This is a genomic window from Sphingobacterium faecium (assembly GCF_003054045.1).
GTDB classification, from domain to species: Bacteria; Bacteroidota; Bacteroidia; order Sphingobacteriales; family Sphingobacteriaceae; genus Sphingobacterium; species Sphingobacterium faecium.
Window position 1 is genome coordinate 245,279 of sequence record NZ_QBKH01000004.1, and the last position, 16,526, is coordinate 261,804.

Below are 16,526 nucleotides of genomic sequence, written 5' to 3' on the forward strand. Positions count from 1 at the left end.
TTGTTTATGAATTTATATTAAGCATCCAAAGCGATACGCTTTAATGCTGCAATCCATTTAGGGTCACCGTTTAGACTTTCAACAAGTTGAACCTCCTCACCTCCTAAATGTTTAAATTCATTAGCATATTCCACGCCAATCTCGTCAATCGTTTCAATACAATCAGCTACAAATGCAGGACTAAACACTAAAAGTTTTTTCTTACCCTGCTCTGCTAATTGCTCCAATAATGTAGATGTATAAGGTTGAATCCAAGGTTCTTTGCCTAATCTGGATTGAAAACAGATGCTATATTGATCTTTTTGCAAGCCCAGTTCCTGTGCGATCGCGCGCGTAGTTGCATGACATTGTGACAAATAACAGAAAGAATTGACCGTATTTTTACAAGAATCGCAACCATCTTCCGGACAAACTAACTGCTTAGTAGGGTCTACTTTACCCAATTGACGCACAGGAAGCCCGTGATAACTAAAAACAATATGATCAAAATGAGCAATATTATGCTGTCTAGCGTGATCTGCGAATGTCTCAATCATCAATGGCTCTTGACAGTAACTACTGACAAAACTCATACTTGGTAAATAATTCCATTTACGGATCAATTCCATTACACGGTCGATAACAGAACCACTCGTTGCCGATGCATATTGTGGAAACAAAGGTATAACGCGTATAGAATCTAACATCATACCCTCCAGATTTTTCAAAGCATTCTCAATAGATGGATTCTGATAACGCATAGCAAGCTCAACATGGTAATCCTCACCTAATGATTCTTGCAATAAATCACGTTGAATGATACTGTAATGCATCAACGGAGAACCCGTTTCCTTATCCCAAATAGTTTTGTATATCTTGGCTGATTTTGGGGCGCGCGTTGGAGCAATAATCCCCTTGACTAAAAGAGTCCTACTGATATAAGGAATATCAATAACTCTCCCATCCATTAAAAATTCAGTTAAATATCTTCTAACATCTGATGTTTCAGGACTATCTGGAGTCCCCAGCTGAACTAATAAAATTCCTTTGGTAGCTTTCTTACTCATTGTAAACAAAAGTAAACAAATTACATGGTAGATAGGATTATCTATGACAAAATGAAATATTTATGACTTGAGATTTACAAGGTTACAATGCTTCTAAAAAAGATTTGACCTCTTGCATCAGCCACATCGGTGTTGATGTTGCTCCGCATATACCGACGCGATCGTTTTCTTGAAATACTTGAGTATTAATCTCTCCTACTTCCGAAACAAAATAAGTGTTGGAATTTTCCTTTAGACATACCTCAAAAAGTACTTTACCATTAGAAGATTTCTTACCCGAGACAAAAATGATCTTATCATACTTTTTGGCGAAATGTACCAGATCCTCATAGCGATTAGATACTTGACGACAAATGGTATCATTCGCTTTCACTTCATATCCTCTTTTGATCAATTCATCCTTGATCTGATAAAATTTATCAACACTTTTTGTTGTCTGACTATAAAGCGTAAAAGAAGCGGGCAAGTCTGCATCATCCAATTCGGCGATATCTTGAAAGACCAATGCTTCATTATTAGTCTGTCCTTGCAGACCAACTACTTCAGCATGTCCATGCTTTCCAAAAATCAAAATCTTCTCTTCCTGGTCAAAAGAAGTTTTAATTCTATTTTGCAGTTTAAGCACTACAGGACAAGATGCATCAATGAGGGTAATGTTATTTTCTAGAGCGATCTTATACGTTTCAGGAGCTTCTCCATGTGCGCGAATAAGTACTTTCTCCTGTTTTAAGGTTGGTAATACATCATGGCCAATGATCCGTAAACCCTTAGCTTTTAGTCTAGCAACTTCCTCGTCATTATGTACAATATCACCTAGACAGTATAAATAACCATCTTCCTCCAGAATTTCTTCGGCCATATCTATCGCATAGACAACACCAAAACAAAATCCCGAATCTTTATCAATATCAACTGTTAGATTTAATGCCATAATAGTACAAAGTTACGCATTTCTTGATACTCCAAGAAAATACTTTTATCAAAGAAAAATAACAAGAATTGATCCATAATAATAATATAACACGCTTATCTTTCAGTTATTGACGATAAATCATTACTTTTGCAAAAAAAATAACATTAATGGCAACTAACAGAACTTTTACGATGATCAAACCAGATGCAGTTGCAAATGGTCACATCGGCGCAATTTTGAATGATATTATTGCAGGTGGTTTCAAAATCGTAGCAATGAAATATATTCAATTGTCTACAGAAACAGCTGGAGCATTTTATGCAGTACACAAAGAGCGTCCTTTCTATGGAGAATTAGTAAACTTTATGACTTCTGGTCCTATCGTTGCTGCAATCTTAGAAAAAGACAATGCTGTTGAAGACTTCCGTACATTGATCGGTGCTACTAACCCAGCTGATGCTGCAGAAGGTACAATCCGTAACAAATATGCAAAATCTATCGATGCAAATGCAGTTCATGGATCTGATTCAGATGAGAATGCACAGATCGAAGGTGCTTTCTTCTTTTCACAATTTGAAAGATTTTAGTCCAGCACTATTCATAAAAAAAGGCTTTCAACATGATGTTGAAAGCCTTTTTTTATGAACCTAGTTGATCTGATGATGCAAGGATAATAAAATATGATTCGTCCCTTTGGAGGATCCCACATGCTGTCTCATATAGCCTAACTGCATACCTAAATTATTTCTTATTTTATAACCAGCACCAACATACAAGCGATTTCTATCAAATGTTTTTATATGGTCATCCTGAAAAAGATTGATAAAAACTTCATTATAAAAGGAAGCGTAAATCGTATTTTTTTGCATTTTCAGCGTTGTTAAAGGTAAGTCTGCAAAAAAGACATATCTTCCTCTGCCACGAAAATCCTGGTCTTCAATAAATCTTTCCTCCAACCTGAGTCGATGTCTCAAAATGAACCTTCCAGCAGTTTGTTTAGCCAAGGCCTCTTGATAGATTCTATTTTCTCGAAACGGATTATTGGGTTCGCCTCTTGATTCCGAATGAATATAACCATAACCATTTGTGATGCTCAACCAAGGTAAGACCTCGTATTGAAGCCCCAGCCTTAATAAGGTTTGATTATGATCTCCAAAAACTTGATGGTCCCGTAACTGCAATTCATGATGAATTGAAAATTTTGATTTATTGATTTTAGTATTTCCAAAATAAATAAACCAACCTTGTGGGGCTTGTTGACTATAAGTCTTAGTACAGAAGAAGCTAATAAGAAATAATAAGATGGAAGTTAAGTAGATATTCATTATTCTAAAATAAAAATATGGATTAGAATAAGGAATATTTTTATGTAACAATATCCTATTGTTTTTTAAAAATCCCTTTTCGCTAGATATTCATTCTCTTTGGAAGTCATGAGCGTTTTGTCCTCCGGTTTTTTATCATAGTATCCGCATAAATGTAACACGCCGTGCATAATCACCCGATGCAATTCATCCCTACTATCTACTTTGAATTTATCGGCATTTTCAGCAATCCGTTCTACACTGATAAATATATCCCCAGCGATGACATCTTCATCCTCTGAGGAATCGAAAGTAACGACATCAGTAAAAGTATCATGATTCAGATATTGCTTATTGATTTCTAAAAGGTAAGCATCGGAGCATAAAATAAAGCTTAATTCACCTACGCGTTTAAATCCCTCAGCTTTGATCGTATCCATTATCCATTGACGGATTTTAGCCTTTTCTTTTAATTTAAAATCAATATCTTCTGTAAAGAACAGAATGTCTTTTAATGCCATATTAAAATGCTTTAGTTTCCATATATGTTTGCAAGATGAGGGTTGCTGAAATCGTATCTACAATACCTTTTTCTTGTCTTTTATTTTTTTTCTTGCCACTTTGAGCAATGACTGCCGAAGCCATTTTTGAAGTAAATCGCTCATCCACCTCAGCGATCTCAATTGTAGGATAAGTTTTCTTTAATCGACGCACAAAACCTAAAACATGGATCGCAGATTCTGAATCCGTTCCATCCATTTGAAGCGGCTTACCAACAACAAATTTTTCTACGACTTCGATACGAAGATAATCTTCTAAAAATTTCCAAACTTCGTCCGGATGCACCGTAGTCAACGCTGTTGCAATTATCTGCATGGGATCTGTCACCGCTATACCGATACGTTTTGTCCCATAATCAAAAGCCATTAATCTCATACTGACGTCCTTTTTGAATATTTTGACAAAAATACAACTTCTCTTGCAGTAAATAGATTCCCGATTGATTAAAAAAACCTATAACTTTGCTAGACTTTAAATTAAAAGGAATGAAATACACCATATTAATTGGGCTTTTCTTAATTACTTCAAGTATCAAAGCAAATGCACAAGATTATCAAACACGTATTGTTCAAGATCGACAAGAGAAAGCACTGAGCTTATCAAAATCAAAATTTGGCCCACTGCCAGCAGATCAAGTCCAGTTTTTAGATTATTTTCCAGTTGACAAAGCTTATCGCGTTACTGCAGATGTCACGTTATTATTGGGCGAAGAAACCTTCAAGATGCCCACATATGATGGCACCAGCAATCCTTATAAACGATATGCTATCTTAAATTTCACCTTGAATAATAAGCCCTATCAATTGACCGTTTATCAAAGTGCTGCACTATTTCAAAATCCTCAGTACAAAAACCATCTTTTCCTTCCATTTTTAGATTTAACAAATGGTCAAGAAAGCTATAGTGGTGGACGTTATATTGATTTAGCAACAACAGATATTATAGGAGGTAAAGCAACAATTGATTTTAATGCTGCATACAATCCCTATTGCGCATATAGTAACGGTTATCGTTGCCCTGTACCACCACAAGAAAACATTTTAGAGACCAAGATCATGGCTGGAGAAAAAGCATTTCATAAACAAAAAAACGAGAGGCCTGTAGATATTCAAGCAGGACAAAATTTTAGTCAAGAAGATTTGGTGATCATCAATCAGGGTTCACAAACTGATAAATTCAGAATATTACAAATCACAGATCAAAAAGATCTAAGCATATTAACAACAACATCTTCTGATCTTAAATACAACGATCCATCGATACCAACTTTAGAGAAAAGAATGTTGATTACCGTTCAGGATCCGGCACATGCAGGCGTTGGCATTGCTGCTCCTCAAATAGGAATCAATAAAAACTTGATCGTGGTACAAAGATTTGACAAGGAAGGAGAACCATTTGAAAGTTATATCAACCCTAAAATTATCTGGAGATCAAAATTTACTAGAAAAGGAGTAGAAGGTTGCCTATCCATACCTGATCGCAGAGAGGAAGTATTAAGAAGCTACACCATCCGATTACAGCACATCAATAAAGATGGGAAAATAATAGAAGAAAATATTGAAGGATTTACCGCCGTTATTTTTCAGCACGAAGTAGATCACCTATATGGCATTTTATATCCTGATCGTATAGAACAAGCTGAAAAAGAAGAATTCGAACCTTTAAGTGATAAAATGGAGTTTTATATAAAGCCAAACACGATACGTCCATAATTATAAAAGAAAATATCTCGGTCTATTCTCAAAACTTTCAACCATCTTTTGAGAATGCCACCTATATAAAATAAATTTATTCGTTCGAGTATTTTTTATTTTAATAATCATCATTGGTATACAATTCTTGATCTCTCCTCCATCAAGAATTAATAAAAAAAGGAAATCTTATCTCAAAAAATCTATCCATAGCTTAGGATTCGAACCTAAGCTATGAATAGATTCACGCTTCTAAAGGATGGCTAGAAAAAGTAGCTAATCTCTAAATCCACTCCTCTAAAAAAACAGCTTAAAATGATGTAAAAAAAGCTTGGATGATGCCCTATTAACGTTGGAATTACAGTTAGAACAACGACGTAATTGGTTAACATCTGCTGATTATATTCTTGAGTTATTATAGAGCGTTTATAGAGGGTTACTATAGGGTTGCTATAGGTAAAGCACTAGAAACCCTCTATGATAACTGTATGATTTCTGTCTTATATCTTTAGTAAAATACGAGTTGGTATAAACTAGTCTACCATCAAATACCCTATACTTATGGAAGTCTGGTTTAGTCGTCAAACAAGGACAAATATCAAGGCATAAAAAAAGAGCATAAAATCTAATTTTATGCTCTTTTTTATAGTGATGGTACTTTTCAGCACCGGATTGAAACAGGTGACCTTTACTTTTTTAACATGATGGACTGCTTAACGAGCAATCATCTTGATTTCAAATAAGGTATTCCAAAGCTTTCCTGTCACAAATAATCGTTTTCCGACATGATCATAAGCAATACCATTCAGCTCATTATCATACTGCGCATGTTGATAGATCCCAACTAAGTTAATTCTGCCTTCTACAACACCAGTTTCTGGGTTTATAATCGCGATAATATCCTTTTCATATACATTCGCATATACTTTACCATCAATATACTCCAACTCATTTAAAGCATTTACTTGACCATTTTCATCATATACATCAATAGAACTTAATTCTTGTTGTGTATGTGCATCTAAAAAGTAAAGCTTATTGGTGCCATCTGATTTAATCAATCGTTTACCATCATAAGTGATTCCCCATCCTTCTTTACTATTGGTATATGGAAAAGTTTTCTCCAATTCAAAAGTTGATTTATTAAGAACGAAACCTTCCATATTCTGCCAGGTCAACATCACGATTTTATCTCCAACAATGGTCATCCCCTCTCCGAAATATTTTTCGGAATCAAAATCTTTTCGCTGTAATACTTTACCCGTTTTCAGATCAACGCGTCTAATCGAAGTTTTTGTACCACCTCCACTACCAGTGGATTCATATAGAAATCCATTTTCATATTGTAAACCTTGGGTAAAGGCTGTGGTGTCATGTGGAAACTTATTCACAATCTCGAAACTATATTCTTTAGGAGCTGGCGGCACAATGCTGATATAGGCACTAGCACTATCAATCTGTGTCCCTTGATAAACTTTTGCTGAAATACTGCGAGTACCTAAAGCCAGCTGCTTACTATCCACCTGCACCGCTGCTGTATCTTTTCCAGAAGCAACAACCTGATTGTCGATATAATAGACAACTGAATCTAGATCAGACGATGAAAATTTAAGTTGAAATTGAATAGGATCTCCTTGTTGGATGGATTTACTTGCATCGGGCTGGGCAAATTCTAATTTACCTGACTTCTTCGTTTTACAGGAACTTAAACCTAGTATTAAACCTAAAAGTATATATGTTGTTTTTTTCATATAAAATAACCTTTTATTCATTCCAGAACGCATCTTTGATATGTTCTAATTGTATATTTTCTTTATCTGCGATAAGAATGGAAATAATATCAAACCGAATCTCTCCATGCACATCATATTTCTTTAAATAATAATCAGCGGCTCTCGTCAATTTTCGCTTCTTTTTCCAGTCAACAAACTCAAATGGTTCTCCATATTCGACTTTACTTCGGGTCTTCACTTCTACAAAAACTAGCGTATCCGAATCCTTGACAATCAAATCTACTTCTAAATTCTTACATCGCCAATTTCTTAACAAAATTTCACACCCCAAATCCTGCAAGAATTTTTCTGCATATGATTCTCCTAATCTTCCAAAATCCAGGTGCTTTGCCATAGGTTACTTGACAACAATATTCCCCAGTAAACCGCCTAACATCTTCTCTGCTTCCTTGAGTTTTTGATATTTAAATATCAGCACTTCCACATTGGCATCATCTTTCTCCAATTTGAGTTCTTCTCGAATCTTGACCATTTCTCGCGAGATTTTACGTTTTTTAATTCGATAAATTGCCGTTACAACAAGTGTTTTTAGATGTTCATATTCTTGTGTGACGTAGATTTTACGTTTATCATCGTTCCAGTTCTCGCTTAAATTGTATTTTGATGCCACACAATTAATAGCCAGTTCAGCAACTGCTGCATCAGGATTGGAATAAAATTGCTTTGCTTCTGGTATTTCAAACTTTTCGACCGCTTCTCGGTAAACATTTAAGATGTAAGCTGCCGCTTTATCTTCAAAATTGACATCATCAATATTACTCAATAATACACCTGCCACCGGAATATCACCATCGCCTTCCCACGTCGCTAGATAATCCCCGTAATTGATGAGAATACGTATTATTTCACGCTCTTGAAGAATCTCCGAGGTAATCTGCTGTGTCGGCGTCTCAATCGCGAGAGCTGCCGCACCGCCTCTTTCTTCTTCTGTCATGAAAAAATCAGCCGGTGGACCGTCCATAGGAGGAGCACCTGCGCCCATAGATGGAGTAGTCTTCTTGCTGAAATCTTTATCCGCTTTTTTAGATTTGGAAATTCGGATCTTATTCAATTCAGAAAGCAAGATGCGCTCTTCGATATCCAACAGGTTACTACACTCCCGTATAAAAACTGAAACCTTTATTTCGTCAGGAATCAGGGCAATACTTTCTACCACATCTCGGATGACCTCTGCCCTTTTAATGGGATCATTATTGCTATCACGAAGTAAAATTCTTGTTTTAAAAAAGATAAAATCCTGTTGATTTTCTTTTATGTATGCCTTGAATGCCGAAGATCCAAAATTCTTGACATACGAATCTGGATCATTTCCATCGGGGAAGAGTAAAATCTTAACATTTAATCCTTCCTCTAGCAACATGTCCGTACCACGAAGCGATGCTTTTATTCCTGCTTCATCACCGTCATATAATATGGTTACATTTTTAGTAAAACGCGCAATAAGTCGAATTTGGGCTGTTGTCAAAGATGTTCCTGAAGAAGAGACCACATTTTCAACTCCTGCTTGATGTGTGGAGATCACATCGGCATATCCTTCTACCAAATAGCAATTATCCTCCTCCATGATGGCTTTTTTGGCAAAGTTGAGCCCATATAGCACATCAGATTTATGGTAGATATCACTTTCTGGAGAATTGACATATTTAGGAACCTTTTTATCGGTCTTTAACGTCCGGCCGCCAAATCCGATTACTCTTCCTGTCAAATTATGAATCGGGAACATCACTCGACCACGAAACCGATCATACAAGCTCTTATCATCTCGCTCGATAGCCAGCCCGATCTCTTTCAGATAATCGGGATGGAAGCCAGCCTTTGTGGCAGCATCAACCAATGCTGTCCAATTATCGGGAGAATATCCCAATTCGAATTTTTTGATGATATCTTCGCGATATCCACGTTCCTTGAAGTAATGAAGTCCAATGACTTGTCCCATTTCGGTGGTCCACATTTCGTCCTTGAAAAACTTACTTGCCCAACCGCTCAATACATATAGACTCTCTCTTTTATCCTGAGCGGCCAATTGTGCAGGTGATCGCTCGACTTCTTCTACTTCAATGCTATACTTATTAGCGAGATATTTGATGCCTTCTGGATAGGAGAATTTTTCCAGTTCCATCACAAACTTTAACGCATCTCCCCCGACTCCACAGCCAAAGCATTTATAAATACCTTTAGATACAGATACATGGAAAGAAGGTGTTTTCTCATGATGAAAGGGGCAATTACCAATAAGTGATGTACCTCGCTTCTTTAAGTCTACAAAATCTCCTACAACCTCCTCTATACGAGCAGCTTCCAGCACCTTATCTATTATCTCTTGTTTGATCAATTTCGTATCCTTTTATAATCAGTAAATTTAATAAATATATAAGCAATTACAACATGAACTTCTGCTACGACCCAATTCAACTTATAACAACAATTTAAGGATATCAACTTCGTATACTCAACTTGTATGACAGATTTCAACAGTCGATAAGCAACATGTATTAAGAAATGTCCTGAGATATCCTGTCTTCAAGTTGGAATACTTTTACGGTAACGGTCATATAAATTAAAAAAGGGAGAATTTATCATTCCCCCTTTTTTATTCCTTCCAAGATGTTAACCATTGGATGATTGAGAATCCCAATAATATGCTATACCATGCCGTTAGCAAATTATGGAACTTTATTGGTGCCTGTAACACCTTTTAAAGAATAGAAGAAGAAAATGGAAAAGGATTACAGGACTTTTTATCTTTATTGAGACATCATCTGATAAATTTCGCTCATATATGTGGATTCAGATAAGGCATCTGCAAAGTCATTCCATTCCGTTTCATTAAAAACAAAAACTATTTCTGGACATGGTGTATCAATCAAAACCCGCATATCACCATCAGGAAAACTAAAGTAATTACCTTTTACATTGCTTCGCATGGTGGCTGCCACAAATGACTCAAATTGTAAATATCCTAAACTTAAAAGGAAAGAGTCTTGCCAAATATAAAATGTCTTACACTTTGTGCAATAACTAATATGGGATTTGCCTTTATGGCTGAGAACAACTGATTGACACATATGATTCGCTTAATATTAAAACATGATAATCTCTATATATATTTAGACTAATTATAAATAACAATCAAATGTAAAAATAAATTCTGAATCTGACGAATAAAAACAAAAAAAGGAGCAAAATATTTTGCTCCTTTTTTTGTTTTTATTGAATGTTAATTCAATCCTCTTTTTATTAATAAGTATTTTGGATCCGGGTCAGCACCTCTAAACGTTTTATACATTTGTGCTGGATCTCCTGTACCTCCTTTTTCTAAGATATTACGACGGAATGAATCTGCGGTTGGCTGATCATACAATGATTTTTCTTTAAAAGCTGCAAAAGCATCGGAATCTAATACCTCAGACCAGATATAAGCATAGTAACCCGCTGAATAACCTCCGGCAAAAATATGCTGAAAATAAGTGCTTCTATATCGCGGTATAATGGCATCGATTAAACCAATCTTCATCATGGCACCTTTTTCAAAATCATTGATATTACCCGTGATTGGCGAAGTAGCAGCATGGTAGTTCATGTCCAATAAGGAAGCTGCTAAATATTCCACTGTTGCAAAACCTTGATCAAAAGTTCCTGCTTTCTCCATTTTTGTAATGAGAGAATCTGGTATTGCTTCTTTTGTTTTATAATGCTTCGCATACTCTTTTAACACTTGTGGATCTGCTGCCCAATTTTCCATCACCTGAGAAGGCAGCTCTACAAAATCTCTGGAAACAGATGTACCAGCTAAACTTCTATATTTTACGTTGGATAATAATCCATGTAGGGCATGTCCAAACTCGTGGAATAAAGTAGTTGCTTCGTCAAAAGTTAATAATGCTGGTTGATCACCTACAGGTTTTGTAAAATTACAAACGATCGAGATGACAGGAGCATTGCGTTTACCTTCAGTTTTACTTTGGTTACGATATGATGTCATCCAAGCACCGCTTCTTTTAGATTCGCGAGGGAAAAAATCAGCATATAATAGACCTAAATGAGACCCATCTTTGTCTTTTACTTCGTAGACTTCAACATCCTTTTGATAAACAGGAACATTATTAAGAGCAACGAATGTCAAACCGTATAATTTGTTCGCTACTGCAAAAGCTCCTTCTCTTACTGTAGGTAAACTAAAATAAGGTTTGATCTCTTCTTCGTTTAATGCGAATCTTTTCTTACGAATAATCTCGGTATAGTATCTCCAATCATATGGTGCTACTTCAAAATTTCCACCTTCAGCTAGGATTTCTTTATTGATATCTGCGGCTTCACCTTTTGCTTTATTGAGCGCCGGTGCCCACAATTTATTTAACAAGGCATATACATTTGTAGGATTTTCAGCCATGGATTCTTCCAACACGAATGCTGCATGAGATGGATAACCTAATAATTTTGCTTTCGCTAATCTCAGGTTCGCCATCTTGCGCAAGATCTCCTTATTATCAGTGGCATCATCATGATTGCCTTGTGTTTGGTATGCTTCCCAAATCTGTTTTCTTAATTCTCTATTTTTAGCATATTGCAAGAATGGCATGATAGAAGGGTTTTGTAGTGTAAAAACCCATTTTCCTTCTTTACCTTTTACTTTAGCCTCGTCGGCAGCAGCAGACTTCAAAGCCTCTGGCAAACCTTCCAATTGTGAAGCACTGTCCACAACCAATTCGAATGCTTTTGATTCGGTCATCAAATTTTGTCCGAACTGTACTGTTAATGATGATAATTCTGAATTGATTTTTTTCAATTTTTCTTTATCCGTATCTTTCAAATTTGCACCTGAACGGACAAATGATTTATAGGTTTCATCCAACAATTTATTGTCTTCACCATCTAAGCCTAAAGTTGCTTTTTTAGACCAAACAGCCTTGACTCTATCAAATAACTTAGCATTTAAGGAGATTTCATCCTGATGCGCAGACAATACAGGAGCTAGTTCTTTAGCGATAGCCTTAAGGCTATCGTTACTATTGGCTGAGTTTAAATTAGAAAAAACCGTAGATACATTTGCCAACAGTTTACCAGCATTTTCTAACGCTAAAATGGTATTGTTAAAAGATGGATCTTCTGTATTATTAATAATTGTATCGATTTCTAAATTATGAACCTTAAGTGCTTCTTCAAAAGCTGGTTTGAAATGTTCGTCTTTAATTTTATCAAATGGAGGAACATTGAATGGAGTATCATAGGTCAATAATAGTGGATTGTCTGTCATTTGTTTCTTTTGTTCGCAACCAACAAAGGCTGTTGCCAAAATTAAAAAAAATGGCAAAAGTCGTTTTTTCTTCATTATTTAATTTTTTATTCTCGCAATAATTTGGGCAAAGTTACAAATATTTGATTAAGTAATACTTTTTAAAAAGATCAAAATAAGAATTGTATATTTATCACAATATTGTAATAACCAGAAAAGTAATCAAACAATTATTTATTTTTATTGTCACTTTACCAATAAATCTTCTTTAATGAATAGTATCAATCATTTTTTCTTGTACTGTGCAGGTGTACATGAAGAAACGTTAAAAAAATATCCGCAAGAACATAACAAGTATGTTGCCATAGGCGCTACTATTTTCTTCACGGGTTTATTTGCTGCAATGTCGGGTGGATATGCCATGTATTTTGTTTTTAGCGGAACCTATCTGGATTGGTTGTTAGCCATTGTTTTTGGGATCATTTGGGGGCTGATGATTTTCAATATGGACCGCTATATTGTTCTGAGCATCAATAAATCAAAGACTGGAGGTTTTCAATTCTTACAGGCTTTCCCTCGTATTCTTTTAGCCATATTAATTGGTATCGTGATCTCAAGACCACTAGAGCTAAAGATCTTTGATAAGGAAATTAGAGAAAATCTAAAAACAACTTACATCGCCAATGAACGTGCGAAAACGGATAGTTTGAATATCATTTTTAATAAAAAATATGCATTTGAACTGAATCAATTGAAAGCATTGACGACTGAAAGGGATTCCTTAGACGCAAATATTAAAGCTGATCGTCAAAAACTCAACTATGAAATTTTTGGAAATAAAACCACCGAAACTTCCGGTGTGGTCGGATACGGTCCTTATGCTAAGCGTAAAGAACTGGAACTCGAAAGATCGAGCGTGTATCTAGATAGCTTAAGGAGTAAAGTTAGCGTCAAAGAAAGCGTCATCCGGGATAAACAAAAAGTAGAGGGAATTTTGAACCAAAAGGGACTTTCAAACGCCAGTTTAGATAGTGCTGTTAATTTAGCAGGTTTTGCTGACCGAAACTCGGCGCTAGGTAATCTTAAAATAAAGGCAAATGGCAAGGTAGATCAGGCGACAGAAAACGCGGTGAACTTTATCGGTTTACTTTTTATTTTCTTAGAATGTTTACCCGTATTTGTGAAGCTTCTTTCAGGAAGAGATGCTTATGATCGAGCGATCCGCAATCAACGTATTATTGATGAATATGAAGCAGACGCTTACATCGATACAGAGAAAGCAGCAATTGATCATTTGAAAGAGGCTTCTATTGATATTTCCATCAATAGAAGGCTTAAAAAATTGAATGAAGAAATAGAAGAAGAGGTTTAATCCTCTTCTTCTATTTCTTCATCTAAATATTTAGAATCAATCTGTTTGTTTGCTTTTGCTCCTAACTTTTTCAAATTCTCCACTCTTCTAATCACATTTCCAGCACCAAAAGATAATTTTTTGGATGCATCTTCATGACTTTTCAAAGCGCGCTGTAGTTGAAGTTGTACCTGATCCATGTCGGTAAGAAACCCGTGAAATTTATCATATAATGCTCCTGCTTCTTTAGCGATCTCAATTACATTACGAGTCTGACGCTCTTGTTTCCAAATACTTGCAATAGTCCGTAAAGTCGCCAACAGCGTTGAGGGACTGACGATCACGACTTTCCTGTCCCAAGCATCACTAAAAAGATCTGGTTTTTCAGATACCGACATACTCAATGCTGATTCTATAGGCATAAAAAGTAATACGAAGTCTGGAGATTCAATACCATATAGTTCATGATAATTTTTTGCTGACAGATCTTTAACATGATTTTCTACCGATAAAATATGTTGTCTTGCAAAAGCTGCACGTTCGAGATCATCTTCGGCATTTACCCAACGCTCATAAGCTACTAGAGAAACTTTTGAATCGACAATCAAATGTTTATTTTCAGGTAAATCAATGATGGCGTCGGGCTGCAGGCGCCTTCCCTCCAGATCGGTAATGGATGCCTGCAATCTAAATTCCCGATCTTTTACTAATCCTGAACGTTCTAACACACGTTCCAATATAACCTCACCCCAATTACCCTGTTTCTTCGCATCTCCTTTCAGCGCTCGTGTCAAATTGGTTGCTTCATCTTTGATACGCAAACTTTGCTCCATCAATTGCTGCACAACACCTTTTAAAGAATTTCTTTCTGCGGCCTCCTGCGAATAGGTTTTATCAACTTTTTCTTCAAAAAGTTTGATTTTTTCCTTCAACGGATCCAATATTAATCCAATTGATTTGGAATTGGTTTCCGTGAAGCGAAGCGTTTTTTCTTCTAAAATCTTATTTGCTATGACCTGAAATTCGGCATTAAACTGACTCTTAATAGCTGCGATTTCAACTTTCTGCTCTTGAAATTTATCTTGTTGCGCTTCATAGAATGAACGTGTGCTTTCCAAAGATCGTTCAGCAATTAAAACATGCTCACGCTCTTTTTCCAATTCATCACGCAACATCGCCCGCTCTTGCAATAAGCTCTGTTCGCGTTGCTGGGCTTTTGCCAGCTCTATTGACATCAACTCTCTTTCATGTCGCCATTGACTATCATCTTGTTGTGAATCTTTTTTCTTTAAAGAAATTACAATGAGAATGACGAGCAAAATGATGACGATAATAATATACATGGTTTCCATAAACTCTTTTTAAGAAATAAAAAATGGTCTTTTTCAGACCATTGACACTACTGTAGTTTTTGATGGGTCCGCCACCATAGATCTGGCATTTCACCAGTAACAGCCATTTGGTAATCTTCATAGCGACATGGCACTAGATGATAACGTTCGTTTACAGATCGAGATCCAAAATAAGGAACTTGCATCCACCATCGATCTGATTTTTTACTTTTTACAAATACCAATTCATGGTCTTCATTTTCCAATGTTGTCCTATAAATGATATAAGATGACTTAGGCAATAACGGGGTATCTTGCTTACGATTATAAAAGCCATCGATAAAACACCAAATCATTTGTGAGACCAGCATCGCTGTTTGTTGCATCGGATCATATGTGGGATTAAATTCATAAAACCCGATTGACGAACACTTGTCTGACATGCCTGCATAACGAGCAATCTGGCAAGCCTCATCTCCAAATAAACCATTGGGCATCGCATTGGCATTACCACATGCTTCAGAAGCGCGAATGGCACCAATATCAAAACTAACCATATCGGCGGCGCGTATCAATGGTTCCGACTGATCCATCCGCCCCGCAATCGCACCCACACGTGTTGCATTGAAAAATAACTTATCATACATATTGAGCGACTCTTTGCTCACTAAATAGGTTTGAAAAGCGATATTACTTAAGTTGAACAAATAGTCGGGCTCATGAAGAATAATGTGGTTTAGATAGGACCTGGAATCTAACGCAACATGCTCACTACTTTCTTGGTTCAAATCAAATCGTGCATCCACCACTGCAACTTCCACCTTTTGCCCCAAATTTTGATATCCCAAATATTGTGCATAGGTGAGATCTTGACCACCTCCAATAATAATTGGTAAAATATGATCTGCTAACAACTCTTCTACCACCGCCCGCAATGCAGCGTAGGTATCGGTCAAAGTAGCTCCTGCTTTTATATTACCCAAATCTACTGCTTGAATCGCATAATCTCCCTGATAAAGTTGATACAGGTGCTTACGGACTGCATCTGGAGACTTTGCACTTCCTTGGTTATGGACAGCCGCACGGTCTTCTTCTACACCAATTATAGCCAATTGCGGTTTATCATCTTTATCCCAAGTCGGAAATTGATTTTCATAGAAACGGAAAACATGACCAAGCTGCGAACGAAAGAAGCCTTCTTCAGGAAAGAGTGCTTGAGCAGCAATGGGAGTAAAAAAAACGGATAATGACATATGATAAATTTGTATTGATGGTAATCAAAAGTTAAAACCTTGCCTTAGAC

At 36.3% G+C, this 16,526-nt stretch carries 15 protein-coding genes; 3 read left to right on the forward strand and 12 right to left on the reverse strand.

The features are described 5' to 3' along the window. Positions 1-17: 17 nt before the first annotated feature. Both hemH and C8N37_RS12735 read right to left on the reverse strand, forming a co-directional pair. The gene (gene hemH / locus C8N37_RS12730; protein WP_108159240.1) at positions 18-1,046 is read right to left on the reverse strand and encodes a ferrochelatase; all 1,029 of its coding nucleotides are present in this window, start codon (positions 1,044-1,046) and stop codon (positions 18-20) included. 82 nt (positions 1,047-1,128) lie between these two features. Further along, positions 1,129-1,977, reverse strand: coding sequence for a 4-hydroxy-3-methylbut-2-enyl diphosphate reductase (locus C8N37_RS12735; protein WP_108159241.1), 849 nt, complete (start codon positions 1,975-1,977; stop codon positions 1,129-1,131). A 149-nt stretch (positions 1,978-2,126) separates the two neighbouring features. On the opposite strand from C8N37_RS12735, the gene C8N37_RS12740 reads away from it, so the two are divergent. After that, a complete protein-coding gene (locus C8N37_RS12740; protein WP_045754467.1) occupies positions 2,127-2,546 on the forward strand; it encodes a nucleoside-diphosphate kinase in 420 nt (139 codons plus the stop codon). 60 nt (positions 2,547-2,606) lie between these two features. Here C8N37_RS12740 and C8N37_RS12745 read toward each other — a convergent pair whose 3' ends face one another. From C8N37_RS12745 to ruvX, 3 genes are all read right to left on the reverse strand, one after another. Continuing rightward, complete coding sequence (locus C8N37_RS12745; RefSeq protein ID WP_108159242.1) at positions 2,607-3,284, reverse strand: DUF2490 domain-containing protein; 678 nt, start codon at positions 3,282-3,284, stop codon at positions 2,607-2,609. A 65-nt stretch (positions 3,285-3,349) separates the two neighbouring features. Beyond that, entirely contained in the window at positions 3,350-3,784 is a 435-nt protein-coding gene (ybeY, locus tag C8N37_RS12750) for an rRNA maturation RNase YbeY (RefSeq protein ID WP_108159243.1), read from the reverse strand. Position 3,785: 1 nt separating this feature from the next. Then, entirely contained in the window at positions 3,786-4,199 is a 414-nt protein-coding gene (ruvX, locus tag C8N37_RS12755) for a Holliday junction resolvase RuvX (protein WP_108159244.1), read from the reverse strand. Positions 4,200-4,309: 110 nt separating this feature from the next. Between ruvX and def the strand changes: the two genes are divergently transcribed. Continuing rightward, positions 4,310-5,536 carry a peptide deformylase gene (def, locus tag C8N37_RS12760; RefSeq protein ID WP_108159245.1) on the forward strand — a complete coding sequence of 409 codons (1,227 nt, stop codon included), beginning with the start codon at positions 4,310-4,312 and terminating at the stop codon, positions 5,534-5,536. A gap of 692 nt (positions 5,537-6,228) precedes the next feature. Here def and C8N37_RS12765 read toward each other — a convergent pair. The 5 genes from C8N37_RS12765 to C8N37_RS12785 form a co-directional block, all read right to left on the reverse strand. Continuing rightward, the gene (locus tag C8N37_RS12765; protein WP_108159479.1) at positions 6,229-7,266 is read right to left on the reverse strand and encodes a glutaminyl-peptide cyclotransferase; all 1,038 of its coding nucleotides are present in this window, start codon (positions 7,264-7,266) and stop codon (positions 6,229-6,231) included. 13 nt (positions 7,267-7,279) lie between these two features. Further along, positions 7,280-7,642, reverse strand: coding sequence for a YraN family protein (locus C8N37_RS12770; RefSeq protein WP_108159246.1), 363 nt, complete (start codon positions 7,640-7,642; stop codon positions 7,280-7,282). 3 nt (positions 7,643-7,645) lie between these two features. Next, on the reverse strand, positions 7,646-9,640 hold the full coding sequence (dnaG, locus tag C8N37_RS12775; protein WP_108159247.1) for a DNA primase: 1,995 nt from the start codon (positions 9,638-9,640) through the stop codon (positions 7,646-7,648). A 412-nt stretch (positions 9,641-10,052) separates the two neighbouring features. After that, positions 10,053-10,373: a hypothetical protein gene (locus C8N37_RS12780; protein WP_108159248.1), complete on the reverse strand. Its 321-nt coding sequence runs from the start codon at positions 10,371-10,373 to the stop codon at positions 10,053-10,055. A gap of 152 nt (positions 10,374-10,525) precedes the next feature. Beyond that, positions 10,526-12,637, reverse strand: coding sequence for a M3 family metallopeptidase (locus tag C8N37_RS12785; protein WP_108159249.1), 2,112 nt, complete (start codon positions 12,635-12,637; stop codon positions 10,526-10,528). Positions 12,638-12,812: 175 nt separating this feature from the next. Between C8N37_RS12785 and C8N37_RS12790 the strand changes: the two genes are divergently transcribed. Then, the gene (locus C8N37_RS12790) at positions 12,813-13,913 is read left to right on the forward strand and encodes a DUF4407 domain-containing protein (protein WP_108159250.1); all 1,101 of its coding nucleotides are present in this window, start codon (positions 12,813-12,815) and stop codon (positions 13,911-13,913) included. On the opposite strand, the gene rmuC is transcribed toward C8N37_RS12790, so the two are convergent. Together rmuC and C8N37_RS12800 are read right to left on the reverse strand one after the other, a co-directional pair. Further along, positions 13,910-15,244, reverse strand: a complete 1,335-nt coding sequence (gene rmuC / locus C8N37_RS12795) for a DNA recombination protein RmuC (RefSeq protein WP_108159251.1) — start codon at positions 15,242-15,244, stop codon at positions 13,910-13,912. The genes C8N37_RS12790 and rmuC overlap by 4 nt on opposite strands. A gap of 47 nt (positions 15,245-15,291) precedes the next feature. After that, the gene (locus tag C8N37_RS12800) at positions 15,292-16,476 is read right to left on the reverse strand and encodes a formimidoylglutamase (RefSeq protein WP_108159252.1); all 1,185 of its coding nucleotides are present in this window, start codon (positions 16,474-16,476) and stop codon (positions 15,292-15,294) included. Between the last annotated feature and the right edge of the window lie 50 nt (positions 16,477-16,526).

Coding starts and splice junctions, on each gene's coding strand:
- hemH (WP_108159240.1), bottom strand. CDS start 1,046: ATGAGTAAGAAAGCTACCAAAGGAATTTTATTAGTTCAGCTGGGGACT.
- C8N37_RS12735 (WP_108159241.1), bottom strand. CDS start 1,977: ATGGCATTAAATCTAACAGTTGATATTGATAAAGATTCGGGATTTTGT.
- C8N37_RS12740 (WP_045754467.1), top strand. CDS start 2,127: ATGGCAACTAACAGAACTTTTACGATGATCAAACCAGATGCAGTTGCA.
- C8N37_RS12745 (WP_108159242.1), bottom strand. CDS start 3,284: ATGAATATCTACTTAACTTCCATCTTATTATTTCTTATTAGCTTCTTC.
- ybeY (WP_108159243.1), bottom strand. CDS start 3,784: ATGGCATTAAAAGACATTCTGTTCTTTACAGAAGATATTGATTTTAAA.
- ruvX (WP_108159244.1), bottom strand. CDS start 4,199: ATGAGATTAATGGCTTTTGATTATGGGACAAAACGTATCGGTATAGCG.
- def (WP_108159245.1), top strand. CDS start 4,310: ATGAAATACACCATATTAATTGGGCTTTTCTTAATTACTTCAAGTATC.
- C8N37_RS12765 (WP_108159479.1), bottom strand. CDS start 7,266: ATGAAAAAAACAACATATATACTTTTAGGTTTAATACTAGGTTTAAGT.
- C8N37_RS12770 (WP_108159246.1), bottom strand. CDS start 7,642: ATGGCAAAGCACCTGGATTTTGGAAGATTAGGAGAATCATATGCAGAA.
- C8N37_RS12780 (WP_108159248.1), bottom strand. CDS start 10,373: ATGTGTCAATCAGTTGTTCTCAGCCATAAAGGCAAATCCCATATTAGT.
- C8N37_RS12785 (WP_108159249.1), bottom strand. CDS start 12,637: ATGAAGAAAAAACGACTTTTGCCATTTTTTTTAATTTTGGCAACAGCC.
- C8N37_RS12790 (WP_108159250.1), top strand. CDS start 12,813: ATGAATAGTATCAATCATTTTTTCTTGTACTGTGCAGGTGTACATGAA.
- rmuC (WP_108159251.1), bottom strand. CDS start 15,244: ATGGAAACCATGTATATTATTATCGTCATCATTTTGCTCGTCATTCTC.
- C8N37_RS12800 (WP_108159252.1), bottom strand. CDS start 16,476: ATGTCATTATCCGTTTTTTTTACTCCCATTGCTGCTCAAGCACTCTTT.